Origin of the sequence: Micrococcoides hystricis, assembly GCF_042434215.1 — a bacterium.
GTDB classification, from domain to species: Bacteria; Actinomycetota; Actinomycetes; order Actinomycetales; family Micrococcaceae; genus Micrococcoides; species Micrococcoides hystricis.
This window is the reverse complement of the sequence record NZ_JBHLUB010000031.1, coordinates 100,663-125,447: the sequence shown is the minus strand read 5'-3', so window position 1 is coordinate 125,447 and position 24,785 is coordinate 100,663. Positions and strand designations below refer to the sequence as shown.

The window sequence follows — 24,785 nt, the reverse complement described above, 5'->3', positions numbered from 1 at the left end:
AATTTCGGCTTCTTACAAGTTTATTTTTTACTGTCTTGTTGCATGGCATGTATCGGATGAAAACTAGATCTCTTCGTATTTTTTCTCAAGACCGTATCCACTGCAACGCCCGACTCACACGTTCTCACTGTCTATGGTGTTTCAGTGTGATGTAGCCGCTTGAATGAGGTTCGAATCAGCGTATTTGCAGGCAATCCGGCCACCACAAATGTGTTCGAGGCCACTAAAGACGCATATGCATCGGCTCGCCACCCGGCCAGGGGTATCTTCTGGGCGCGCAGAACATCTACTTCTCGATCTGGAAGACTCACCGTGAGAGTCGCAACCTTGTGCGTCCCAGTTGCCAAGCGCCAGCTACCATTACTATCTCTGCTTAGGTGTAGCTGATCCACTTGCCACAGGAGCTCGAAGGTCTCTCCTTCCGGCGCATCCCAGTAGTCGTAGATGTCGACTTCTCCACTGTCGTGAACGACGAGTGTGCGATACCAAGTGATGTCTTCGGCGTATTGGCTGATGGCTCTAACTGCCCTGAATGTCTCACCTTCAGTCACAGGACCGAATTCTCCCCGCACGCAATCGAGCGGTCGCTTCTTTGGATCTGAGGATCGAGCAACAGAGTGAGCCGCGGCAGATTTTAGGTAAAGCGAACGTGGATCTCTTGAATAATCGAACCTGCCTGAATCACGTAGCACTTGGTACTTGCCGAAACTCAGGAGTACCTGGCCATGGTCGTCATGACCGTGTGTTTGTTTCGGCCCAGGTGGATGCACACGGAGCATCGCGAACGTGGACTCTTCCAGGTTTGTATTCTTTGAGCGGACGCAAGCAATGCCCGCTTTCGGGTAAATATAGAGAGGTTTGACGGTCCTGTGATCACCATATGGTGCTGGAAGTTTTGATCCAACGGTGACAGGTTTCCTCACCACATGGTTGGAATCACCGTATTGCGCCATGTTTCCGCCGGCATCTGTGGCGTAAAAGCCAATATTGACCATGCGACGGACTCGTTCCTTGATGTCTTCAGGAACTTCTTGGCCATCGGTTTCCAGCTCGTTGACGATTTCTTTGGACCATTGCCTGTTGGCGAGCTGGTACATGAGCGAGCCTTCGGTATCTTCGCCTTCTTCGGTGATTTCTGCCCGCAAGTACTCATAAATCAGCTCAAGCGCTTTGTCCTCTGCCCGGGTGTCCCCGAGCACGGCCGCGGTGTCGTAAATTCCCCGATAAACGTGCAGCAGATGGTTCCCGCGTGCCGGCCAGTTATTTTCATCCAGCAGCCATTCCAAATGAGTTTTGAGTGCTGCGACGAGCTCAGCGTCATACCCGTAACTGTAGAGGGCTACAGCGATTCCACGGCTACGGATCCCTGTCCCCATGTCCGACCAGGCTTGGTTGGGAGCTTCCGGGTTAGCAGGATCCCCGTAGCTGCGGATCCATCTCTTGATCACACGTAGATGGGTGTCTCGGAACGTCTCTTCTTTGGTCTTGACGTAACTGCGCCGGAGTCGGTCGCTCCAACGCAGGGAGTGAAAACTGAACCGCCAGTTGTTGTCCGCGAACGGGTCTTCTCCAAAGTGGGGTGGAATGCTGATCTTGGTGGACGCGTGCGGCGGGATTTCGATCTGCGAGTCATTGCAGTAGTGATTCGCCACCTCCAGATCCTGCGGGTGCTTACGGTAAGTCGGTCCCTTCAGAATGGATGCGGCACGTTTCTTGGCAAACGACAGTGGCTCCAAATCCACCAATTGACCGCTTGTATCAAGTTTGATGCGTTCCACAGCAACGCCAAGTTCAACAGCGAGCTCAGCCTGCGTTCGTGAGTTCAGACGCACTTCCGCGGCCTCTTGGAGAATGATGTGTTGCAGCTTCCGGGCCAGCACAGACCAATAATCTGTTCCTTCAATGCGTTTAATGGTTCCAGCGAACACGGTCGGCAATTGGGCATCACAAGCCGCTCGGAGACCTGCCAGTCCCGCCATCCCTAGATCGTTGACCTCCACCAGCTGCGGTTGCTGCTTCCGGATGCGTTCTGCATTGTGCTGCCATTGCTGGATGAGAAATTGAGCCGGGCCCATTCCCGAAAGCTCACGGATCAGTGTCGGGTTGTCAGCCAACGAGAAAAGACTTTTGTCTTCGTTGGCAGCACTATCGATCGTCAGCTTTGCGTGCTTGCCTTCAGGGATGCCACCCACTCGGTGGTCTAAGCCACTGTCCAAGCCGTCGAGCGGTACCTGGACGAGCAACACGAGTTGCTCAAGCTGTTCCCTGAGATTGCTCAGAGCATTACTGCGCCCAACTTTGGCTGCGTTTCGGCGGAAATACCTTTCTAGTCCTGGTAGATCTTTCCTCAGTAGGAATTCTTCAAGAAGTTTCCGCTGGCGGTCGTCAAGAGAGACTCGTTTGGGTGTGGCTAGCTGCCTATAGTGCTTTCTCAGCTCCTGCAGTGTCTGGATGCGCGGCAGTTCAGGCAGTTCGGCTTCTGGTACGGACCCGGTCACCACGGCTTTGGTCGCGCGTCTGACGAATCCGACCGCACCATGCTCAGCGACCTCTGCGGCGGCCTTGCGCAGCAAAGCTCTAGGCTTCTTACGCTTGATCTTTGCCCATGCTGAATCATGTGCCTCTGGTCTCACCCGAGTATCCCACCCTATTGAAAATCGCGTGGCAGACACTACTGCTGAGTCGGCCTCTATTCAACCTATCAAGACGCCCCGCCCCGGCAGGCATTCCTGCGGATATTTTGAGCTGGTGCAACATCGGACTCAAGGTTGATGCTTTGCGGCCCTGCCGCGTGGTTACATGGAATCACCATGCAAACTGCGCTGCTGATTCCCCGAGATTCTTTCTGGCGACGTCACCCCCTTCTGGTTGACTCGATCGTCATGGCGCTGTTGCTTGCGCTGTTTTACATGTTCAGCGCCGGGGTGTGGGGCCTCGATCTGACGATAGTGCACATGCTCGTTGGTCTGGGCATGCTGCTGCCCTACATGTTCCGCCGCAAATGGCCCATCCAAGCCGCGGCCGTCGTGGTTGTCGCTTCGATCGTTCAACTGGTCAATCTTCAGTGGATCAGCTCCGGGGTTCATTTTGTCGGCGTGCCCATGACCGTCTACTGGCTCGCCGCCTACGCCCCGCGGTGGGCTGCGCGGGCGGGCATCATCACTGCCATCTTTGGTGCCATTGCCTTGGGCGCGTCCCTGCTGACACAGGCTCAGAACTACAGCGAGTTCATGAGCATTCTTTTTGTATCCGTGCTCTTGGCTGGTCTGAGCATCCTGATCTGCGCGGTGGCATGGTCCTTAGGCGATCTGGCCCGCTCCCGCCAGAATCACCGGCAAGCATTGGCCGAGTACACGGCATACCTAGAGGCGGAAGCAAGGAACGCTCGAGCACTGGCCGCCGCAGACGAGCGCCAGCACATCGCACGAGAGATGCACGACATTGTCGCGCACTCGCTTTCTGTCATCATCACCCAGGCTGACGGGGCCCGCTACGCTGCAGCCGCCCAACCTGAAGTAGCCGTCGAAACCCTGGATACGATCGCCGAAACCGGTCGTGATGCGCTCAGCGATATGCGCAAACTATTAGGCATCTTGCGCGCTCCCGGCCAGGCCGAAGGCCGACCGCAGCCCCAAATGTCAGACATCGTGGAACTGGTCGAAGCCATGGAGGTCTCCGGACTTACAATCAAAGCCGAGACTTCGGGTGAGGCCCGCGACGTGTTCAATCCGGTCACGCAGTTGGCCATCTACCGGGCGGTGCAGGAAGGTCTGACAAACGCCCTCAAACATGGGGATGCCTCCGAACCCGTTGTGTTGAGCTTCGCGTGGCAGAACCGTGGGTTGCAGATCCAGATCGCGAACCAACGCGCCAACCAAGGCGCATCCGCTCGGCCCGCGAGCGCGCTATCCCACACCGGGGCCGGCCAAGGTCTGGTCGGTATCGAAGAACGTGTCCGATTGGTGGGAGGAACCATCAATGCGGCCCCGCACCCGGACGGACGCTTCATTCTGACAGTCTTTATCCCCTACCCACAGAAATGACAACCATGACAGAAACACCCATCAATGTTGCCGTCGTTGACGATCAAGCTCTCGTCCGATCCGGCTTCGCGATGCTCATCAACTCCCAGCCTGATCTTCAGGTCAGCGCCCAATTGGAGGACGGCATGGCGGCCTGTGCGTCCAACGCGGTGCGTAACGCTGACGTTGTCCTGATGGATGTCCGCATGCCAAAGCTTGACGGGATCGCAGCCACCCAAAAAATCCTGTCCGGACCGGGCCCACACCCGAAAATCATTGTGCTCACCACCTTCGATCTTGATGAGTACGTGCTCTCGGCAATTGAACACGGCGCCAGCGGTTTCTTGCTCAAGGACACTCCTCCGGAACAGCTACTGGCCGCGATTAGGACCGTGCACCAAGGGGACGCCGTCATTGCACCGAGCGCCACCCGACGGTTGATCACCAAGCTGGGGCCACAGCTGACCAAGAAGCCCGAAGCCCATCAAGAGGTCAACGAGCTGATTAATACGCTTACGGCCCGAGAGCGCGAGGTCTATGAATTGATAGCCCGCGGCCTGTCGAATCAGGAGATCGCCACCGAACTCTTCCTCTCCGAGGCCACGGTGAAAACTCATGTGGGTCGGATCCTTTCCAAACTGCACGCCCGCGACCGTGTCCAAGCTGTCGTGATGGCCTACCAAAGTGGCATCGATCTGGGCGTTGAGGACTAGCCCTGTCATCCTGGGGTCTGACATCACTGAGATCAAGACCCGCTCGAAAGGCGATGCGCTAACTTCTCGCCGTGGGACAAGATGGGGACATGACTACTTCACCCGCCCCCAATGCCCCATACCCACCGACGCACAAGCCTCCGGCGATTGAAGCCGTTGGCCTGACCAAGACCTATGGCAGTGGCGAGACGCTTGTGCACGCCCTCAATGGCGTGAACCTGACTATCCCCGCAGGGAAGTTCGTGGCCATCATGGGTCCTTCTGGTTCTGGTAAGTCCACGCTGTTGCACTGTTTAGCAGGACTCGACCGAGCAGACCAAGGCGGGGTGCGGGTCGGTGGCATGGAACTGACCACGCTGAATGACAACCAGCTCACCAAGTTACGCCGCGAACACATCGGATTCGTGTTCCAGGCCTTCAACTTGGTTCCGACTTTGACCGCAGCGGAAAACATCCAGCTTCCGTTCGCCTTAGCTGGCAAGAAGGTCGACCAGGGCTGGTACCAGAACGTGGTGCACAATCTCGGCCTGGCCGAACGCCTCTCCCACAAGCCGAGCCAGCTCTCCGGTGGCCAGCAACAACGCGTGGCAATCGCCCGCGCCCTGCTGACTCGACCAGCGGTGTTGTTCGGGGATGAGCCGACCGGCAACCTCGACACGGTGACCTCCGCTGAAGTTCTCCGGCTGCTGCGCACCAGCGTCGACCAGCTGAATCAAACCGTGGTGATGGTCACCCACGATCCGGTGGCCGCTGGCTATGCCGACCAAGTCGTGCTGCTGGCGGACGGGCAGATCGCCGGGATCTTGCAGCACCCCACGATCGAGCAGATCACCCAGCGGTTGACCGCCCTACGTGAAGGAGCGGTGAATCATGCTTAGACTTGCTCGTGCCCAGCTGAAAGCCCAACGTGGCCGCTACACCGCCATGGTGATGGCCATTATCGTGGGGATCGCCTTCTTCACGGCCTCCCTGGCCGGTGTCTCCTCTTCCCAAGCCACCCTGAACAATTCCCTGGGTGCCATGTACAAGAACTCAACCGTACTGGTCACCCGGGATACCGACGACCTTGCAGCGCTCGACAGGGCGCTCTCGCCGCAGTTGCTCCAGCGGGTGCAGAGCCTACCGCAGGTTGAGCACGCGTACTATCTGCGTCGCGCCTACGGTGAGCTCACCACACAAGAAAACCAGCGCCGCACCATGACGGCCATCGGTTTGCCGAACAACGTCAAGCAGTTTCCCTTCACGCTGGTGACCGGGTCCACCCCACGGAACCCGCACGAGGTAGTGATCGATCAGGCCAGTGCCGAGAAGTATCAGATCAACCTCCGTGACGAGATCAAAACAGAGTTCCAGTCCGGGGACGAACCTAGCCAACACATGCTGAAGGTTTCAGGCATCATCAGAACCTTGCATACACCCCAGTTGGCCGGCACCATCCAGATCTTTGCGCAGGAAGAGCTCCTCACCCAAGTTCAAGCCGCACCGGTGGAAATGGTGATCAGAACAGCACCACAAGACGCTGATGTGGTGGCCAGCCAGATTGCCGGGACCTTCACACCAACTGAAATCGAAAGTTTGAAGGCCATTACGGTCGAAGGCTACATAACCGACCAGAGTTCCAGCGGCGGTGACTTCTTACCGATCGCCATGGTCCTGACCGTCTTTTCCTTGATCGCCATGGCCGTCATGACCCTGGTCATCAATAACACCTTCGCGGTGATCATCGTCCAGCGAACCCGGGAGCTGGGCCTGCTGCGCATCGTCGGCTCGACCAAAGCCCAGGTGTTCCGCACCGTGCTGGGTGAAGCCTTCCTCATCGGGTTGATCTCCTCCGCGATCGGCGTCCTGATCGGCTTGGGCCTGCTGGCCGGGGCGCTAGCCTTGGCTGGAGCGATCTGGAACATTGACTTCATCGCCTTCACAGCAACGCCGGCTTCAGTCTTGTGGCCGTTACTCGTTGGCACCCTCGCCACCCTTTTGGCGGCCTGGCGACCGGCCCGTAACGCCACCAAAGTCCAACCGGTCGCCGCACTAGCACCAGAGCTGTTGGAGACCGGCAGCAAACGCCTTTCCGTTCTGCGGATCATCTCTGGACTCCTGCTACTGGGACTCGGCGCGGCTGGACTCTACTTCTTCGTGTTCGTCGAAGCACAGCTCTTCCTCGCCATGGTGGTCGGGCTCGTCTCCTTCATCGGTGTCCTCGTCCTCACCCCGGCTTTCATCCCGGCGCTAGTGTCAGTCTTCGGGCAGCTCTTCAAACCGCTGGGAGTCCCGGGCGCGCAGGCAAGATTGAATGCTGTCCGGCACCCGCGCCGCTCAGCGACCACCGCTGCCGCGCTGCTGATTGGTACCACCCTGATCATGATGATGATCACCGGCGCAGAAACCGTCAAACACTCGGTCAACGAGACCATGGATGAGGCTATGCCGGTTGATGTGTATGTCCAGGCCAGCGGCACCGATCAGCCATTGTCCCCGGAGCAGGCCTTGGCTAATGCCAGCGAGCTGGTCAAGAAGCACACCGGCAATATTGTTCCGGTCTCCACCATGACCGCCGCCAATGGTCGCTCTGTGCTGCTGGTGGATCAGGAGGAGATGAAAAAGGTCAACCGGTTAGGGCTGGCAGGTCCGGCCTCGGGCGAAGTGTTCACCCGTATGGTCCCGGCTGGGGAAACCATGGATCTTGGTTCCGTAAAGCTCACCGCCAAGGAGAGTCCTTTCATGTACCCGCTGGATCCGTTGGCCAACAAGGCTGACTTCCCTACCGGCGACCAAGAGCTTGGGTTCTATCTGGTGCAGCTCTCCGCTCCGTTGGCCAGCAGCGACCTTGAGGACTACCGTGACGAACTCGCCAAGGCCTTCGGTGTTGAACCGACCGTGGTGTTTGGTTCCATCTTTGAACGGGCCATGTTCGAGCAGATCATCAATGTGTTGCTCTCGATCGTCAATGCCATGCTTGCGGTAGCGTTGATCATCGCCTTTATCGGCGTCACGAACACCCTGACGCTCTCGACCATTGAACGCCAGCGAGAAAATGGCCTGATGCGGGCTATCGGACTCACCAAGTCCGGTTTGCGGTCAATGCTCACACTGGAGGCGCTGCTCATCAGTATGGTGGCGGTCCTGGTGGGTTGCGTGCTCGGCGTCATTTACGGGTGGCTCGGCGCGAACGCGGTCATGGTGACAGACGAAGCGAAGTTTGTCGTTCCGTGGCTAGCGATCGCGGCCACCATCGTGGTGGCACTGGCCTGCGCCATGCTGGCCGCCACGGTGCCGGCCCGCCGAGCGTTGAAACTGGAGCCCGTTCAGGCGCTCACCGAGTAGCCCCGAATAACCAATGGCCCTATTGGGGCCAGAAGCCATGACGGTCCAGCACACCCGCCAGTGCTGGGCCGTCATCGCTGACGAGCCCGTCCACACCCAAGTCGATGAGTTGCTCCATGGTGGCCGGATCATTGATGGTCCACACGTGCACCTCAATGCCCAGCGCATGGCAGAACTCAATAAATCGCCGGTCAGTGACCCGAACAACCTTCTCATAGACCGGCACCTGAGCCGCATCAATCAGCAGCTGCTTGCGCATGCGCTTACCCACCGCCAAGGTGGCAGCATTCACCCCGAGCCTGGAAACCGACCAGAGCATGGTCAGGCAGCGTTGCCCACCGGAGGAAGCCATCACATTCCGGTAGCGAGGGAACGATCTGAAGAAATTGATCCGGTGATTGTCTTGGAACGAGCCCACCAAAACCCGTTCGGCCGCATCATAGCGGCGGATCAACCGACCCAAGTATTGGCTGGAGGCGCTGTCCTTCAGATCCACGTTGACATGATGATCGGGAAACGTGGCCAGCAGTTCCTCAAACAGCAGGATCGGTTCCCCGCCAACCCGCACGTCTTTGAGCTCATCCCACGTGTACTTACTGATTGGCCCGCGACGATCCGTAACCCGATCCAACACCGAGTCATGGAAACACACCAGCTTGCCATCCAGTGTGGTGCGCAAATCCGTCTCGAAGTACCGGAACCCTAATTGGGCGACCGCCTGAAATGCGGCCGCTGTGTTTTCTCTGGACATGTCGCTGCCGCGGTGGCTAAAACCTTTGACGGCTCCCGGCACCAGGGTTGGTGGCCGAAAGTACGGTTTTTTCTGCTCGGTGTTCCTCACGCTGCACCGCGCAAGGGGTAACTGGCCAACGGTTGGTGGTGTGCTCCCCCGCCGGGACCATCCCCCAGCGTTGATTCCACTAGAACGAGTTCTTCGGCCACGAACGTGCGGCCACGGAAGATACTCAACGCCCGCACCGCGAAATCCATCTCGTCGGTACCCAAGATCGGCGGCGGAATATCTTCCGCAAAGCCGTGCTTACGTGCTTGGCGTACTTGCCGGCGGTGACCACGTTCTGCTTGCCGATCCCGGAAACGTCCCCTGACCGATCGCCGTGCCACGGTCAGGTGTGGGGTGAAGGCTCGTTCCGGACCCATCTCAAGACCGGCTGCCTCCCCAGCCTGGCGTGCCTCGGCACTGAGCCGTGCGAGCTGATCTTCCCCGGCGCCACCAACACCCAACCAAAGGGTGCGGTGGCCGAAATGCCCGGCCCCCTGCAAAGACAGCGCAAAACTTGGGTAGCCGTTGCCAATCCGGGCCAGTGCCTGATCGATGTCGGCAGCCGTCCCGGCAGAGCTCTGACCGTAGAACGCACACGTGATGTGCCACTGGCGTAGTGGCATCCAGCGCAGACCAATCCCGGTCTCTGCCCGCACCTGATCTAACAGGTGGGCAGCCTCATCTAGCGCCTGCTCGGGCGGGTAGATTGCAGCAAACAGTCGGGTGGCCATGCACCAAACTTAGCGGTAATCTCGCTTCCGCGCTAGCCGCATGATTCCGGGGTGACTCAACAGTAGCCTCCCCGGTCAACTCACAAGTAGCTTCTTACGCTTCGGCCGGCTCTTCGTGCCGTGGGAACACGCCGACCGGTTTATCGATCGGGGTACCCGGCACCAGTGGCTCGTCGAAGGCCGCGAAGCTACGCGGGCCGGTGTTGGAGGCGTTGGTGGCCCCGGCGTCCCCGCTAGCTTCAATACCGAGCGCATCGAGCAATTTGGTGGCTGATTCCGGCATAACGGGCTGGAGCAGCAACGCGATCTTGCGAACGATCTCTGCGGTCACGTACAGCACAGTTTTCATCCGTGTCTCATCGGTCTTGCGCAGGACCCACGGCTGTTGATCGGCGAAGTAGGCGTTGACTTCCCCTAGGACATGCCAGGTCTTCTCCAGCGCGTCGTGGAAGTCCTGCAGCTCGTAATCCTCGCGGCTGAGCTGCAACAGCCCTTCGGCCTGCGCCAGGATCGCTTCATCGGCTTCGGTGTAGGTGTCCGGGTGCGGAATCTGTGCATCACAGTTCTTGAAGATCATGGACAGGGAGCGCTGAGCTAGGTTGCCCAAGTTGTTGGCGAGGTCCGCGTTCTTGCGCCCCACCACTGCATCGTGGGAGTAGGAGCCGTCTTGACCGAACGGGAATTCCCGCAGCAGGAAGAACCGGACCGCATCCAGACCGTACCTGGCGACCCATTCCTCGGGGCCAACGGTGTTGCCCAAGGACTTGGACATTTTCTGGCCCTCGTTGTGCAGGAACCCGTGGATCATGACCCGCTTGGGCAACTCGATCCCGGCTGACATCAAGAAGGCCGGCCAGAAGATGCAGTGGAACCGGGAAATGTCTTTACCGATCACGTGCAGATCAGCCGGCCAGAACTTCCCGAACGACTCGGATTCGGTGTCGGGGAAGCCAACGCCGGTGAGGTAGTTGGTCAGTGCATCCACCCACACGTACATCACGTGGTCTTGGTCGGAGTCTTCTTGAACGGGCACGGTGATCCCCCAGTCGAAGCTGGTCCGGGAGATCGACAAATCCTGCAGACCGGCCTCGACGAAACGGATGACCTCGTTGAAGCGTGAGTCTGGGCCGGCGAACTCAGGGTTAGCCTTGTAGTGGGCCAGCAATTTGTCTTGGTATTCGGACAGGCGGAAGAAGTAGGACTCTTCTTCGGTCCAGGTGACCTCGGTGCCGGTCTCGATCGCGACGCGTTCGCCGTCCTCACGGACCTCGGTTTCTTCATCGGTGAAGAACCGTTCGTCCCGGATGGAGTACCAGCCGGCGTACTTATCCAAGTAGATGTCCCCGTTGGCCTGCATCCGGCGCCAGATCTCTTGGCTGGAGCGGTGGTGATCCTCGTCCGTGGTGCGGATGAACCGGTCGTAGGAGACGTTGAGCACCTCATCGTCCATGCGCTTGAACACGGCAGCGTTCTGGGCCGCCAGATCTGCGGTCGCCATCCCCAATTTCTCGGCGGTCTGCTGCATCTTCTGGCCGTGCTCGTCGGTCCCGGTCAAGAAGAAGGTGTCGTAGCCGTCGAGGCGTTTGAACCGGGCCATCGCGTCGGTGGCGATGTATTCGTAGGCGTGGCCGATATGCGGTTCCCCGTTGGGGTAGGCAATGGCGGTCGTAAGGTAATAGGTCTGCTGCTGTGTGCTCACGATAAGTACGTTACCTGATTCGTTGTTCACGCAAAGCGGCGACGGTGCGGCCGGTCCGAAAGTGTCAGACCTGCTGCCGTGCCGTCGCCGCCGAGACGTAGTTGGGTGTTGAGGTTAGTCTTCCAAGTCGATTTCGGAGACGACGGTCGCGCCGATCTTCTCTTTCATCTCGTCCTGGACGCCTTCCGGGGTCGCCGAATCTAGGTTCAGCACCACCAGGGCGTCGCCGGCGACGTTGCGGGAGACCTGCATGCCTGCAATGTTCACGTTGTTGCCGCCCAAGATCTGGCCGAAGGTACCGATCACACCGGGGCGGTCTTGGTAGCGGGCGAAGAGCATGTGCTCGGTCAGCGGGACTTCCAGTTCGTAATCATCCACACCGATCAGTTTCTGCACCTGACGTGGGCCGGTCAGGGTACCGGTCACCGAGACCTGGTCCCCGGAGGAGGTGGCGCCGAGCACGGTGAGCTTGTTGCGGAACGCGTCCGACTCGGTGGTGGTCTTCAGGTTCACGGCTACCCCGCGCTGTTCGGCCAGCACGGGTGCGTTGACGTAGGAGACCTGTTCGGAGGTGTGGCCGGAGAAGATGCCCTTCAGCGCGGCCAGCTCCAGCACTTTCACGTCCTGGTTGGCGATCTCGCCAGCCACCGTGATCTCCACGGCGGTCAGTGAATCCTTGGCCAGCGAGGAGACGATGCGGCCGAGCTTTTCGATCAGCGGGATGCCCGGGCGGACGTCCTCGTTCACGTGGCCGCCGGCCACGTTGACCGCATCCGGGACCAGATCCCCGGCCAGGGCCAACCGCACGGACTTGGCGACGGACACGCCAGCCTTCTCTTGGGCTTCGGCGGTGGAGGCACCCAGGTGCGGGGTGACCACGACGTTGTCGTGGACAAAGAAGTCTAGGTCGGTGGAAGGTTCTTTGACGAACACGTCCACGGCGGCACCGGCGATCTGCTTGTTGACCAGCGCCTGGTGCAGGGCGTCCTCATCGATGAGGCCACCGCGGGCCACATTGATCACGAACGCTGAGTCCTTCATCTTGGCGAACGCGTCAGCGTTCAGCATGCCCATGGTGTCCGGGGTGCGCGGCATGTGAATAGTGATGAAGTCAGACTTCTCCAACAGTTCATCCAGATCCACCAGCTGGGCGCCCAGCTGGGCGGCGCGCGCGGACGTCACGTACGGGTCGTAGGCCAGAATGTCCATGCCGAAGGCCTTCATGCGTTCGGCGACCAGACCGCCGATGCGGCCCAAGCCGATGACGCCGAGCTTCTTCTCGAACAGTTCCACACCGGAGTACTTGGAGCGCTTCCACTCCCCGTCCTTCAGGGCGCGGTTGGCTGGGGCGATGTTGCGGGCCAAGCCGAGGATGTGGCCGCAGGTCAGTTCGGCGGCGGAGATGACGTTGGAGGTCGGTGCGTTCACGACCATGACACCGGCCTGGGTGGCCGCCTTGGTGTCCACGTTGTCTAGGCCTACCCCGGCGCGGGCAATGACCTTCAGTTTGGGGGCGGCGGCGATTGCCTCGGCGTCCATCTGGGTGGCCGAGCGGACCATCACGGCGTCGGCTTCGGCAAGGGCTGGCAGCAGGGCGGCCCGGTCTGCACCGTCAGTTTGGCGGATCTCAAAACCGTCGCCGAGGGCTTCAATGGTCGCTGGGGAGAGTTCTTCGGCAAGGAGTACAACAGGTTTAGCGTTGGACACGTGTGGTTCCTCTAACGGTGGGATTCAGTGCGGGGTGGAAAAAAGATGTGCTGTGGTCGCGGGAAAATGGCAAAGCCGGGTGCATCCGTCATGGTGGTGAGAAGCACCCGGCTTGTCCAGTGTTTACCGGCAGCCATGGTGGTGGGCCGGCAAGATTATTTAGCGGGCTGCGGTGCCTTCGTAGTCGTCTTCGACCTGGATCCAGGAGAAGAGCTTACGCAGGTCCTTACCGACGGCCTCGATTGGGTGGGCTTCACCCTTGGCGCGCAGTTCCTTGAACTCCTTACCGCCGTTAGCCTGGTCATCCATGAAGCGCTTGGCGAAGTTGCCGTTCTGCACGTCTTCCAGCACAGCCTGCATCTTGGCCTTCACGTCAGCGTCGACCACGCGTGGGCCGGAGACGTAGTCACCGTATTCAGCGGTGTCAGAGACGGACCAGCGCTGCTTGGCGATGCCGCCTTCGACCATCAGGTCCACGATCAGCTTCAGCTCGTGCAGCACCTCGAAGTAGGCGATTTCTGGCTGGTAGCCGGCCTCGGTGAGGACCTCGAAGCCTGCCTGGACCAGGTGGGACATGCCACCGCAGAGCACGGCCTGCTCACCGAAGAGGTCGGTTTCGGTCTCTTCCTTGAAGGTGGTCTCGATGACGCCGGCGCGGGCGCCGCCGATGCCCTTGGCGTAGGCCAAGGCGATGTCCTTGGTGTCACCGGTTGGGTCCTGCTCGATGGCGATCAGGGCTGGGACACCACGGCCGGCTTCGAATTCGCGGCGGACGATGTGGCCTGGGCCCTTCGGGGCAACCAGGGCGACATTCACGTCGGCTGGTGGCTCGATGAAACCGTAGCGGACGTTGAAACCGTGACCGAAGAACAGGTAGTTGCCGGCTTCAAGGTTGTCCGCGATGGACTCCTTGTAGACCTGAGCCTGGACCTGGTCCGGGGTCAGGATCATGATGATGTCGGCTTCCTTGGCGGCCTCGGCGACGGTCTTGACGGTCAGACCTTCGGCTTCAGCTTTGGCCTTGGACTTGGAGCCTTCAGCCAGACCCACGACGACGTCAACGCCGGAATCCCGCAGGGACAGGGAGTGGGCGTGGCCCTGGGAGCCGTAGCCGATGACAGCAACTTTCTTGCCGTTCAGCAGGCCCAGATCGGCGTCATCATCGTAGTAAAGCTTAGTCACTTAAGTTCTCCTTGGAGGTGGTTGAAAAAGGGGTGAAGTTTTTACCGCAGTGCTTTATCGGTCATGGACTTGGAGCCACGGCCGACCGCAATCGTTCCAGAACGTACAATCTCACGGATTCCGAACGGTGCCAAAACGGTTAAGAGGGCATCGAGTTTGCCTTTGGTGCCGGTGGCTTCAATGGTCACCGCGTCGGGGGCGACGTCTACCACGCGGGCACGGAACAGCTCAATGGCCTGGACCACCTGGATGCGGGTGGGGTTGTCGGCCTTGACCTTGATGAGCAGGTGATCGCGCTGTACCGAGTTCTCCGGTGTCAGCTCAACGATCTTGATGACGTTGACCAGCTTGTTCAGCTGTTTGGTGACCTGCTCTAACAGGTCCCCTTCGGCGTCTACCACCACGGTGATGCGGGAGAAGCCATCAACATCGGAGGGGCCAACCGCGAGCGAGTGAATGTTGAACGCGCGGCGGGCAAAGAGTGAGGAGACCCGGGTTAGGACGCCCGGGATGTCATCGACGAGTACGGAAAGAGTGTGTTGTGCCATCGTAAAGCGTTAGTCCTCATCATCCCAGTCAGGGGTCAGGCCCCGGGCGATCTGAATGTCATCGTTGGAAACTCCGGCAGGAACCATCGGCCACACCATGGAGTCGCGGGAGACCACGAAGTCGATCACGACCGGGCGGTCGTTGATCTCCATAGCCTTGGCGATCGTGGCGTCTAGGTCCTCTTCCTTTTCACAGCGCAGCCCCACGCACCCGTAGGCCTCCGCCAGTGCGACGAAGTCCGGGACCCGGACGGTGCCGGCGCCGGTGTTCAGGTCCGTGTTGGAGTAGCGCTCGTTGTAGAACAGGGTCTGCCACTGGCGGACCATGCCCAGGGAGGAGTTGTTGATGACCGCGACCTTGATCGGGATGCGGTTGATAACGCAGGTGGCCAACTCTTGGTTGGTCATCTGGAAGCAGCCGTCACCATCAATGGCCCAGACCACCCGGTCCGGGTTACCGACTTGGGCGCCCATGGCGGCCGGAACGGCGTAGCCCATGGTGCCCAGACCGGCGGAGTTCAGCCACTGGCGTGGGCGTTCGAAGTCCACGAACTGGGCGGCCCACATCTGGTGCTGGCCGACACCGGCGACGTAGACGGCCTCCGGACCGGAGAGGGCGGAGATCCGTTCGATCACCTTCTGCGGGGCCATCAAACCGTCCTCCGGTTCGGTGTAGCCCAGCGGGTAGGTTTCCTTGAACCGGTTGATCGTCTCGATCCAGCGGCCGTAGTCGGCCTTGCCGTGCTCGCCGAAGCTGTCCTTCACGGCAGCGTTCAGATCGGGCAGGATTTCCTTCACCGAGCCGACGATCGGAACATCGGCGGTGCGGTTCTTGGAGATCTCAGCCGGGTCGATGTCCGCGTGGATGACCTTGGCGTAGGGTGCGAAAGAGTCCAGCTGACCGGTGACACGGTCGTCGAAGCGGGCACCGAGCACGATCATCAGATCGGACTGCTGCAGCGCGGTCACTGCGGAGACCTTGCCGTGCATGCCTGGCATACCGGCGTGCTGCGGGTGCGAGTCCGGGAAGACACCGCGGGCGGTCAGCGTGGTGACCACGGGTGCGCCGAGGGTCTCGGCGAATTCGATCAGCTCAGCCGAGGCGTCGGCCTTCAGCACGCCGCCACCGACGTACAGTACGGGGCGTTCGGCGGCTTGGATCAGTTTGGCCGCTTCGCGGACCTGCTTGGCGTGGCCGCGGACCACGGTCTTGTAGCCGGGCAGATCAATCTTTGGCGGCCAGGAGAATTCGGTTTCGGCCTGCTGGGCGTTCTTGGTGATGTCGACCAAGACCGGGCCGGGGCGGCCGGTGTTGGCGATCATGAAGGCCTGGGCCAGAACCCGGGGAATGTCGTCGGCGTCGGTCACCAAGAAGGAGTGCTTGGTGATGGGCATGGTGATCCCGACAATGTCGGCCTCTTGGAAGGCGTCGGTGCCGATCACAGATGCGGAGACCTGACCGGTGATCGCGACCATCGGGACCGAGTCCATGTGGGCGTCAGCGATCGGGGTGACCAAGTTGGTGGCGCCGGGGCCGGAGGTGGCGATGCAGACGCCCACCTCGCCGGTGACCATGGCGTAGCCTTGCGCGGCGTGTCCGGCGCCTTGCTCGTGCCGGACCAGAATGTGGTTGATCTTCTCGGAGTCCATCAACGGGTCGTAGGTCGGCAGAATCGCACCGCCGGGCAGACCGAAGACGTCTTTGACCCCAAGTTCTTCCAGGGAGCGGATAATCGCTTCCGAGCCGGTCATGGTGGTTGGTTCCACCACGTTGTTTGGGCCCTGGATGAGTTGACCGCTCTCGGCGGGTGTGTCCTTAGGGTTCCGACCAGCCATCACGGATGGAGTGGCCGGTGTGGAGTGACTCATATTCAGTGTTTCTTCCTTCGTACCAACAAAACTTTATGTACCGATTCAGTTACGACGCTGGGCGGGGGCGGAAGAAGATCATTCCGTGCCGGCATCAAAGTGGCCCAGCAGATTCGACCGGGTCATGGTGTCTACGGTCGGTTCTTATAGGTCATAAGTTTTCATGTTGGTGACCATATGGGTGGTGATCACACCCCATGATTATCTCACATTGTGGAAGAACTCTTGACCGGCCGCTAAGACAACTTCAGGTGAGATGCGCCACAGCCAGCCTGTGCTGCCGCGCATCTCACCCTCAGATTCGGTTTTATGGGTTAGCCGCAGTACGCGCCTTCAGCAGCGGAGTGGACCAACTTGGCGTACTTGCCCAGCACACCACCGGTGAACTTCGGTGCCAGTGGCTCCCAGTTCTCTTTGCGCTTCTCAAGCTCATCCGCATCCACCAACAGGTCGATCGAACGGCCGGCGATGTCCACGCGGATCTTGTCGCCATCTTCGATGAACGCGATCGGGCCGCCGTCCACGGCTTCCGGTGCGATGTGGCCGATGCACAGACCGGTGGTACCGCCGGAGAAACGGCCATCGGTCAACAGCAGCACGTCCTTGCCCAATCCGGCACCCTTGATGGCACCGGTGATCGCGAGCATTTCGCGCATTCCCGGTCCGCCCTTCGGGCCTTCGTAGCGGATGACCACCACGTCACCGGGCTGAATCTTGCCGGCTTCCAGTGCGTCCATGGCGCCCTGCTCGCGTTCGAACACGCGGGCGGTGCCTTCAAAGATGTCCGCGTCAAAGCCTGCAGACTTCACCACGGCGCCCTCTGGTGCCAGCGAACCGTGCAGGATGGCGATGCCACCGTTGTGGTGGATCGGGTTGTTCAACTCGCGGATGACCTTACCGTCCAGGGCTGGCGGGTTGATCTCGGCCAGGTTCTCGGCAACGGTCTTGCCGGTGACGGTCAGGGCGTCGCCGTGCAACAGGCCAGCATCCAGCAGGGCCTTCATGACCACCGGGATGCCACCGATCTTGTCCACGTCGTAGAACACGTACTCACCGAACGGCTTCAGGTCCGCCAGGTGTGGGACCTTGTCGCCAATGCGGTTGAAGTCTTCCAGCTTCAAGTCCACGCCGGCTTCCCGTGCGATCGCCAGCAGGTGCAGCACGGCGTTGGTGGAGCCGCCCAAAGCCATGGTGACGGTGATGGCGTTTTCGAACGCCTTCTTGGTCAGGATGTCCCGGGCGGTGATGCCTTGACGCAGCATCTCCACGACTGCAGCACCGGAGCGGTGCGCGAAATTGTCGCGGCGGCGGTCAGCAGACGGTGGCGCCGCCGAGCCCGGCAGGGACATACCGAGTGCCTCACCAATGGAGGCCATGGTGTTGGCGGTGTACATACCACCGCACGCGCCCTCACCCGGGCAGATGGAACGCTCAATGATGTCCAAGTCTTCTTCGCTCATCAGACCGCGAGCGCACGCACCGACGGCTTCAAACGCGTCAATGAGGGTAACCTCTTTTTCGGTGCCGTCGGCAAAGCGAGCCACACCCGGCATGATGGTTCCGGCGTACAGGAACACGCAGGCCAGATCCAAGCGGGCGGCAGCCATCAGCATGCCCGGCAGGGACTTGTCACAGCCAGCCAGCAGCACGGCACCGTCGAGGCGCTCGGCCATCATGACGGTCTCAACGGAGTCGGTGATGACTTCACGGGAGACCAGGGAGAAGTGCATGCCTTCGTGTCCCATGGAAATACCGTCGGAGACGGAGATCGTGCCAAACTCCAGCGGGTAACCGCCGGCGCCGTGCACGCCTTCCTTGGAAGCCCGGGCTAGGCGGTCCAGAGAGAGGTTACACGGGGTGATCTCGTTCCAGGAGGAAGCAATACCGATCTGGGGTTTCACCCAGTCTTCGTCTCCCATCCCAACGGCGCGCAACATGCCGCGGGCCGGGGCGCGCTCCATGCCGTCGGTGACGTCCCGGGAGCGTGGTTTCATATCGACGGCGCCGTCTTGGTTGGCGCCGGAGGCTGCTGAAGTACTCATGGTTCGATTCTAGGGCGGCAGGTGGATGGTTCCCAAAGGTGGCTCGCCAATTATGTCTAAACTAGGGGGCATGAAATGCACCCAACTTTCCTCCACGGACGCCAAAGAGGTGTTACGCACCCTCTTTGACGATGAGGTGCTCAACCACGGCTCCTACAACGTGGTCTTCGCCCACGACCACGCGCACGGCTCTGAATTGGCCGGGTATCTGATCGGGTACCGCTTCGCCCCACTGGAGTTAATGGCGTTACCGTTCGCCCTATCGCTCGACCCCGAGCACATGGATATGGCCACCCCCGTCACCCGTGGAGCCACCGTCGGTGCAGACCTGACCAATCTGGTGGATATTGCGGATCTGGGTTCCAGTTACAGGCTGCAGCTGAGCACGGAGCGCACGCTGCTCTTTGAAGTGAGTGAACACACACTCATCTCGTGGGCCTGTGCGGGGCCGGAAGAACGGGTCTTGGTGGAGTTGGAACAGAGCACGGATGCCGCGGATTTTCACGCTTTTATGCACCAGGTGTTCGACCGTTTTGATGAGTTCGATCAGGGCCACCAGAGCTGATTTCACATTTGGTTCAAACCTCTGGTAATGTTTTCTTTCGTGCTCAACAGAGCAAACAATTCAATAACCGAGCGCCTCTAGCTCAATGGTAGAGCACTTGACTCTTAATCAATAGGTTCCGGGTTCGAGTCCCGGGGGGCGCACAAGGACCAAAACCTTCCACCTTTACGTGGAGGGTTTTCTTGTTTAACTCCCTTGTTTCTTTCTTACTTCCTTAGCCGATTCACCGTGTTGGGCCCGCCGGGAATTTTGATTAGGTGTTCAGCGAATCGTTCAGCGAATCAAGGATACCGCCGGGCATCAGCACCAAGATCGAGACCGCCACGTTGATGACCAATCCCAGAGCACCCAGGATCACGCCGGCCATGCTGAGTCCCTTGTGCCGCTTCTTGGCCAGCCCGATCCCACCGGTGATGACAGCTGTGATCCCCAACAGCGCAGATAGGAACGGAAACAGCGAAGTCAGAAATGACAAGATGCCGGTGATCAACGAGGTGATCGCCAACCCGGTTCCCTGCGGCTTGCCCATGTAGCCGGCATACAACTGCTGCGAGGGCTCATGGGTGCCGGTTACGTTCGGGTCATAGCGGTACTGGTGTTCTGGTCGCTGCGGTTCCAAAGTCATGAGGTGTGAAAGTCCTTATTCGGGCTAAAGCGTGCGTAGTGGGCCGGATCTTTCAGACTAATACGTCTGCGGGCGCAAGAGACATTCTGCCGATCCTCTGCGACGACCAATTAAAGAAGCTGCTCCCCGGAGAATGAAATGGTGGTCGTCCAATTCACTCTGCGAGGAGCAGCTTGTCTGTATTTAGATTCAATAGTCGCAAATGCGGAAGCGGTTAGCTTGCCTCCGTATTTACTTCAGCTTCCAACCGATGCAGACTTGCATCAGCCAGCTCGGCTGTCGGACCCGTACTTGCCTCTAGCTCGGCAATGAGCTCAAGCAAGTTCTTGCGCAAATCGTCCACGTCTACCGACTGGAAAGTGATGTCTTGATCTCCGCTTTCCATGTCAGTCAATGCGGCCCGACCTTTGTCGGTCAGGCCCACAAGGATGGCGCGCCGATCTCGCGGTGAGCGAGCTCGGACAACGTACCCATGATTTTCCAGGCGATTCAGCGTGCGTCCGATCGTCTGCGCTTGAACGCGTACGGTCTTGGCCAGTCGCGCCTGAGTCATGGCACCGTGACGGTCCAAAACCTCTAACGCGGCCATGCCGGCCCTGGTTAAATTGTGGTCGATGAGACGGCGGTTAGTTTGGGCTTCCAACAGCCTTGCTGATGTCGAAAGCAGCCGCCCCAACGGCCATGCTTTCACATTCTCCATATTTGTTTTTCTCTATCTTGTATCAGCTTTTATTTCTAAAAGTAGTTCTGCTCTGAGAGCAAAAGTTCAGAGGGCAGCCCAAAAGATGAACGTGCTCTCCTAGACTTCATATTTTAGCGCACGACCTGTGAGCTACCTGAGAAGTTCAACACATAGTTTGTTTTAAAGGATTGCGATGTCTACTCGACTCACGGCTGGCGACACTGCCCCCGACTTTACTCTTCTTGCAGCAGACGGCAACAGCTATTCGCTGAACCAATTTTCCGGCCAGAAAGTCATCATCTACTTCTACCCGAAGGCCTCCACTCCCGGGTGCACCAAGCAAGCTTGTGATTTTCAGGACAATATTGCCCGTTTTAGCTCTGAAGGCTACGTGGTCTTAGGCATTTCCCCTGACCCAGTTTCCCGGTTAGAAAAGTTTGCCGAAAAAGAAGACCTTGGTTTCCCGCTGCTCTCGGACGAAGACCACGCCGTTGCGGAAGCCTATGGCGCCTGGGGCGAGAAGAAGAATTACGGCAAGGTGTACGAAGGGTTGATTCGCTCCACCATCGTCCTAGATGAGGACCACAAGGTTGCCGTCGCCCAGTACAACGTCCGTGCCACCGGGCACGTAGCCAAGTTGCGTCGCGACCTGAAGCTCGAAGCCTAAAAGCACACAAGGCGCGCCAATTTTTCCACTCGCCGCCGGTAGGTTATGCTGAGTAGGCACCTGCGGGCGTGGCGGAATTGGTAGACGCGCTGGATTTAGGTTCCAGTGTCCTCGCGACGTGTGGGTTCAAGTCCCTCCGCCCGCACTTTCGGTTCCAAATGACGGAACCATGATGAAGGTCCCAAAGCAGAAACAGCTCCGCTGTGACCGCTTTGGGACCTTCTTCTGTTCGTTAGAATGTAACTCACGGTTAGCGAGTTATCCCGGTGTTGGACAAGGAGTGAAGTGAGCACAGCTTTTGGCCGCCGTGCCTTCATCGGCACCAGCGCGGTACTGGGCACCACCTTGTTGCTCGGATGCGAACGCACCGAGGACGCCAGCTCCCTCCCCTCACCTTCGGCCCCGGCCAGTCTGAAGATCGCCGATCGCATCTTCGCCATGAGCCTGCCCGCGGCCGTAGGTGGCCTCGATCCTCTGTTGATGACCACGGCCGAACAGACGCTGCTCTGCCGGCAGATTTTCCAGCGCTTGGTGGGGGTCGACCCCAATACTGGCGCCCCAACTCAGACCGAGCTGGCTAGCGAGTGGGATGTCTCAGATGATGGGTTGCGCTACGCCTTTACCCTGAAGCCGAATGTGACCTTTCATGACGGGACCGCCTGTGACGCTGCCGCCGTGGTGGCCAACGTCAAACGCTGGATCGAGCTGCCCGAGAAAGTCAAAGCTGTTTCGGCCGGTACCCTGCCCGATTACTTCGCCGAGGTCTTCGGCACCGAGACCCCGAACGACGGTCAGGCCAAGAAGGCTACGCCCGCTCCAGAGGATGCGGCGGTCAAAGGTCGGGGTTCCTTAGCCTCCGTTGCCGCACAAGGTACTGACACTGTCGTCTTCACCCTGCACAAACCTTTGCCAGGACTACTACCGGCACTGGCACACACCGCTTTCAGTATCTGTTCGCCCACCGCGCTGAAAGACAAAAAGGCCAACAGCCTGTCCCAAGAGCTCCCCCGATTCCCCAAGGGCGGTAAATTCTCCGCCTTCGCGGCCGCCCCGATTGGCAGCGGCGTCTACCGGTACGCCAGTGACGACACCGAAGCCGGACTGGTACTCACCCATGTTGACGCAGCGGATGCTGCCGACGACGAATCCAGTGCCTCACCGAGCTTGGATCCGTCCACCCCGACCGAGATTCAGCTGCGCAGCTACCGCACCGGATACGGCCGGCTGCGTGTCCTGGAAGAAGGCAAGGCCAACGCCTTTTCCGATGTCACCCCGAACCAGATCCGTCCGGTCCTGCAACAAGGCTTCCGCTTCCTGCAACGGGACCCGTTCTCCATGGCCTATTTGGGCATCAACCACGAACATCCGGTCCTAGAATCCCGTCAGGTCCGCCGGCTGATCGCCAGCGCGCTGGACACCAACCGGCTGGCAGGCAGCTACTTCCTCGATGGCACCCACTCCAACCGGGCCTTCACCCCACCGGCGTTGGCGGTGTCCATGGATAACTTCCCGCAGCCGTTCTTCGACCGGGCTCAGGTACCCCAGGAAGTCGAAGAACTTGAGGACCTAGAGCCCATCACCCTCTACTTCCCCACCGACACTTCCCGCACGTGGCTTCCCGAGCCGGAACGCACCGCGCTGGATATTGCCAACCAACTCACCGAAGCCGGTTTCACCATTCGACCGGTCCCGGTTGCCTGGGATGCCGGTTACCAGCAGCGCATCCTAACCGATGACAAAGTGGGTCTGTATTTGTGGGGGATCACCGGTGCCTACCGCGACCCACTGAACTTCTTATCCCCCATCCTGACCGGGCCGGGTCCGGCCCGCGGCTACACCAACGACGCCTTGGAGCAGCTGGCAGAAAAGCTACGCCACGAAGATCTGGGTAGCAGCACCCGCCAAGACCATGCCGCACAAATCTCCGTCCGGTTGGCCACCGATGTCGCCTGCGTCCCCCTGTGCACCCCGATCTCGGCGATTGCGCTGGCCCGCCAGGTGCAGCACTACCCCACATCCCCAGTCTTAGACGAGTTATTCACGTCCATACGTCTTGGAACATGACCACTCGTTCAGTAATTTTTGGCCCCCGGCGTCCGAGGGCTAAAGTTGTAGAAGATCCGGCACACCTTCGGTGATGGAGAAAAAATTGACCACAGCAGCAACTAGCCAGCGCTATGACGTCGTCCTCATTGGCGGCGGCGCCATGAGCACGACTCTGGGCACCCTGATCAAGGAACTCGAACCTGACTGGAGCATCGCCCTCTACGAAAACCTCAGCCAAGCCGGTCTGGAATCCTCAGACCCGTGGAACAACGCAGGAACCGGCCACGCAGCCCTGTGCGAACTGAACTACGCACCCATGAAGAACGGCGTTGTGAACCCAGCAAAGGCGCTGGGCATCAACGAACAGTTCCAAGTCTCCCGCCAGTTCTGGTCCTACCTGGTCCGCAACAACTACGTGCAGGACCCATCAACTTTCATCAACCCGCTGCCCCACATGTCCTTTGTGTGGGGCGATGACCACGCCGAATACCTGCGTGTACGCTACGAAGCCCTCAGCGCCCAGCCACTGTTCGAACAGATGGAGCACAGCGAAGACCCGGACACCATCGGCTCGTGGGCTCCCCTGCTGACTCAGGGCCGGGACCGCAACCAGCGCATCGCCGCCTCCCGCGTCAAGGACGGCACCGACGTTGACTTCGGCGCCCTCACCCAGCAGCTGGCCGGCCACTTGGCCAAGTCCGGGGTGGATGTGCACTACGAGCACAAGATCACCGACCTGTCCCGCGCCAACACCGGCTGGGACGTCTCCGTGACCAACAACATCAGCGGTGAGAAGACCAAGGTCCACGCCAAGTTCGTGTTCATCGGTGCCGGTGGTGGCGCCCTGCACCTGCTGCAGAAGACCGGTATCCCAGAGTCCAAGGGTTACGGTGGTTTCCCGGTCTCCGGTCACTTCATGCGCTGCTTCGATGAGAACATCATCAATCAGCACAACGCCAAGGTGTACGGCCAGGCCTCCGTGGGTGCCCCACCCATGTCTGTACCGCACTTGGACACCCGCTTTGTCAACGGTCGTCGCTCCCTGATGTTTGGCCCGTACGCCGGGTTCTCCACCAACTTCCTGAAGTCCGGCTCCCTGCTGGATCTGCCGCTGTCGGTGCGCCCACACAACTTGCTGCCGATGCTCGGGGTGGCTAAGGACAACATGTCTCTGGTGACCTATCTGGTCTCCGAGCTGACCAAGTCCAAGGGCCGGAAGTTCGAGTCCCTGACCGAGTTCTTCCCAGAAGCCAACCCGGAGTCGTGGGAAATGATCACTGCCGGTCAGCGTGTCCAGGTCATCAAGAAGGGCACCGACTCAGCCGGCGTGCTGCAGTTCGGTACCGAAGTGATCACCAGCGCTGACGGCACCGTGGGTGCCCTGCTGGGCGCCTCCCCCGGTGCTTCCACCGCGGCCCCGATCATGGTCGAACTGCTCAAGCGCTGCTTCCCTAACCATGCCGCCGGCTGGGCACCGAAGCTGACCGAGATCATCCCGTCCTACGGACAAAAACTCAACGAAAACCAGGCGCTGCGCGAAGAGGTCTTGACCGAAACCAACCGCACCCTCAAACTCATCTAA

19 protein-coding genes and 2 tRNA genes are annotated in these 24,785 nt (G+C 59.7%); 10 read left to right on the top strand and 11 right to left on the bottom strand.

Features of this window, described 5'->3' with window-relative positions; translation table 11 throughout:
• Window positions 1-131 precede the first annotated feature (131 nt).
• Window positions 132-2,501, bottom strand: a complete 2,370-nt coding sequence (locus ACFFFR_RS09710; protein WP_377459965.1) for a heparinase II/III domain-containing protein — start codon at window positions 2,499-2,501, stop codon at window positions 132-134.
• 309 nt (window positions 2,502-2,810) lie between these two features.
• On the opposite strand from ACFFFR_RS09710, the gene ACFFFR_RS09705 reads away from it, so the two are divergent.
• From ACFFFR_RS09705 to ACFFFR_RS09690, 4 genes are all read left to right on the top strand, one after another.
• The gene (locus ACFFFR_RS09705; RefSeq protein ID WP_377459963.1) at window positions 2,811-4,043 is read left to right on the top strand and encodes a sensor histidine kinase; all 1,233 of its coding nucleotides are present in this window, start codon (window positions 2,811-2,813) and stop codon (window positions 4,041-4,043) included.
• The gene (locus ACFFFR_RS09700) at window positions 4,040-4,735 is read left to right on the top strand and encodes a response regulator (RefSeq protein WP_377459962.1); all 696 of its coding nucleotides are present in this window, start codon (window positions 4,040-4,042) and stop codon (window positions 4,733-4,735) included. Before ACFFFR_RS09705 ends, ACFFFR_RS09700 begins: the two co-directional genes overlap by 4 nt.
• Before the next feature lie 89 nt (window positions 4,736-4,824).
• Entirely contained in the window at window positions 4,825-5,613 is a 789-nt protein-coding gene (locus tag ACFFFR_RS09695) for an ABC transporter ATP-binding protein (protein WP_377459961.1), read from the top strand.
• The gene (locus ACFFFR_RS09690; protein WP_377459960.1) at window positions 5,606-8,059 is read left to right on the top strand and encodes an ABC transporter permease; all 2,454 of its coding nucleotides are present in this window, start codon (window positions 5,606-5,608) and stop codon (window positions 8,057-8,059) included. Before ACFFFR_RS09695 ends, ACFFFR_RS09690 begins: the two co-directional genes overlap by 8 nt.
• Window positions 8,060-8,078: 19 nt before the next feature.
• Here the strand turns inward: ACFFFR_RS09690 and ACFFFR_RS09685 are convergent, their stop codons facing one another.
• The 8 genes from ACFFFR_RS09685 to ilvD form a co-directional block, all read right to left on the bottom strand.
• A complete protein-coding gene (locus ACFFFR_RS09685) occupies window positions 8,079-8,852 on the bottom strand; it encodes a glycerophosphodiester phosphodiesterase family protein (protein ID WP_377460177.1) in 774 nt (257 codons plus the stop codon).
• A 44-nt stretch (window positions 8,853-8,896) separates the two neighbouring features.
• Entirely contained in the window at window positions 8,897-9,571 is a 675-nt protein-coding gene (gene thpR, locus ACFFFR_RS09680; RefSeq protein WP_377459959.1) for an RNA 2',3'-cyclic phosphodiesterase, read from the bottom strand.
• 94 nt (window positions 9,572-9,665) lie between these two features.
• Window positions 9,666-11,270 (bottom strand): methionine--tRNA ligase, encoded by a 1,605-nt coding sequence (gene metG, locus ACFFFR_RS09675; protein WP_377459957.1) that lies wholly within the window; start codon window positions 11,268-11,270, stop codon window positions 9,666-9,668.
• A 114-nt stretch (window positions 11,271-11,384) separates the two neighbouring features.
• The gene (serA, locus tag ACFFFR_RS09670) at window positions 11,385-12,977 is read right to left on the bottom strand and encodes a phosphoglycerate dehydrogenase (protein ID WP_377459955.1); all 1,593 of its coding nucleotides are present in this window, start codon (window positions 12,975-12,977) and stop codon (window positions 11,385-11,387) included.
• A 159-nt stretch (window positions 12,978-13,136) separates the two neighbouring features.
• Window positions 13,137-14,159 carry a ketol-acid reductoisomerase gene (gene ilvC, locus ACFFFR_RS09665; RefSeq protein WP_377459953.1) on the bottom strand — a complete coding sequence of 341 codons (1,023 nt, stop codon included), beginning with the start codon at window positions 14,157-14,159 and terminating at the stop codon, window positions 13,137-13,139.
• Window positions 14,160-14,200: 41 nt separating this feature from the next.
• A complete protein-coding gene (gene ilvN, locus ACFFFR_RS09660; protein WP_377459951.1) occupies window positions 14,201-14,707 on the bottom strand; it encodes an acetolactate synthase small subunit in 507 nt (168 codons plus the stop codon).
• A gap of 9 nt (window positions 14,708-14,716) precedes the next feature.
• Complete coding sequence (locus ACFFFR_RS09655) at window positions 14,717-16,576, bottom strand: acetolactate synthase large subunit (protein WP_377459949.1); 1,860 nt, start codon at window positions 16,574-16,576, stop codon at window positions 14,717-14,719.
• A 314-nt stretch (window positions 16,577-16,890) separates the two neighbouring features.
• A complete protein-coding gene (gene ilvD, locus ACFFFR_RS09650) occupies window positions 16,891-18,618 on the bottom strand; it encodes a dihydroxy-acid dehydratase (RefSeq protein WP_377459947.1) in 1,728 nt (575 codons plus the stop codon).
• 52 nt (window positions 18,619-18,670) lie between these two features.
• Here ilvD and ACFFFR_RS09645 point away from each other — a divergent pair, with 52 nt between their 5' ends.
• A complete protein-coding gene (locus ACFFFR_RS09645) occupies window positions 18,671-19,183 on the top strand; it encodes a hypothetical protein (RefSeq protein ID WP_377459945.1) in 513 nt (170 codons plus the stop codon).
• A gap of 71 nt (window positions 19,184-19,254) precedes the next feature.
• Window positions 19,255-19,326, top strand: a tRNA-Lys gene (locus ACFFFR_RS09640).
• A 110-nt stretch (window positions 19,327-19,436) separates the two neighbouring features.
• On the opposite strand, the gene ACFFFR_RS09635 is transcribed toward ACFFFR_RS09640, so the two are convergent.
• Window positions 19,437-19,808: a DUF4190 domain-containing protein gene (locus tag ACFFFR_RS09635; protein WP_377459943.1), complete on the bottom strand. Its 372-nt coding sequence runs from the start codon at window positions 19,806-19,808 to the stop codon at window positions 19,437-19,439.
• A gap of 214 nt (window positions 19,809-20,022) precedes the next feature.
• A complete protein-coding gene (locus ACFFFR_RS09630; protein ID WP_377459942.1) occupies window positions 20,023-20,508 on the bottom strand; it encodes a MarR family winged helix-turn-helix transcriptional regulator in 486 nt (161 codons plus the stop codon).
• A gap of 175 nt (window positions 20,509-20,683) precedes the next feature.
• Between ACFFFR_RS09630 and bcp the strand changes: the two genes are divergently transcribed.
• From bcp to ACFFFR_RS09610, 4 genes are all read left to right on the top strand, one after another.
• Window positions 20,684-21,157 (top strand): thioredoxin-dependent thiol peroxidase, encoded by a 474-nt coding sequence (gene bcp / locus ACFFFR_RS09625; protein ID WP_377459940.1) that lies wholly within the window; start codon window positions 20,684-20,686, stop codon window positions 21,155-21,157.
• 62 nt (window positions 21,158-21,219) lie between these two features.
• Window positions 21,220-21,302 (top strand) — tRNA-Leu (locus tag ACFFFR_RS09620).
• A 140-nt stretch (window positions 21,303-21,442) separates the two neighbouring features.
• Complete coding sequence (locus ACFFFR_RS09615; RefSeq protein WP_377459938.1) at window positions 21,443-23,221, top strand: ABC transporter substrate-binding protein; 1,779 nt, start codon at window positions 21,443-21,445, stop codon at window positions 23,219-23,221.
• Window positions 23,222-23,294: 73 nt separating this feature from the next.
• Window positions 23,295-24,785, top strand: a complete 1,491-nt coding sequence (locus ACFFFR_RS09610; RefSeq protein WP_377460176.1) for a malate:quinone oxidoreductase — start codon at window positions 23,295-23,297, stop codon at window positions 24,783-24,785.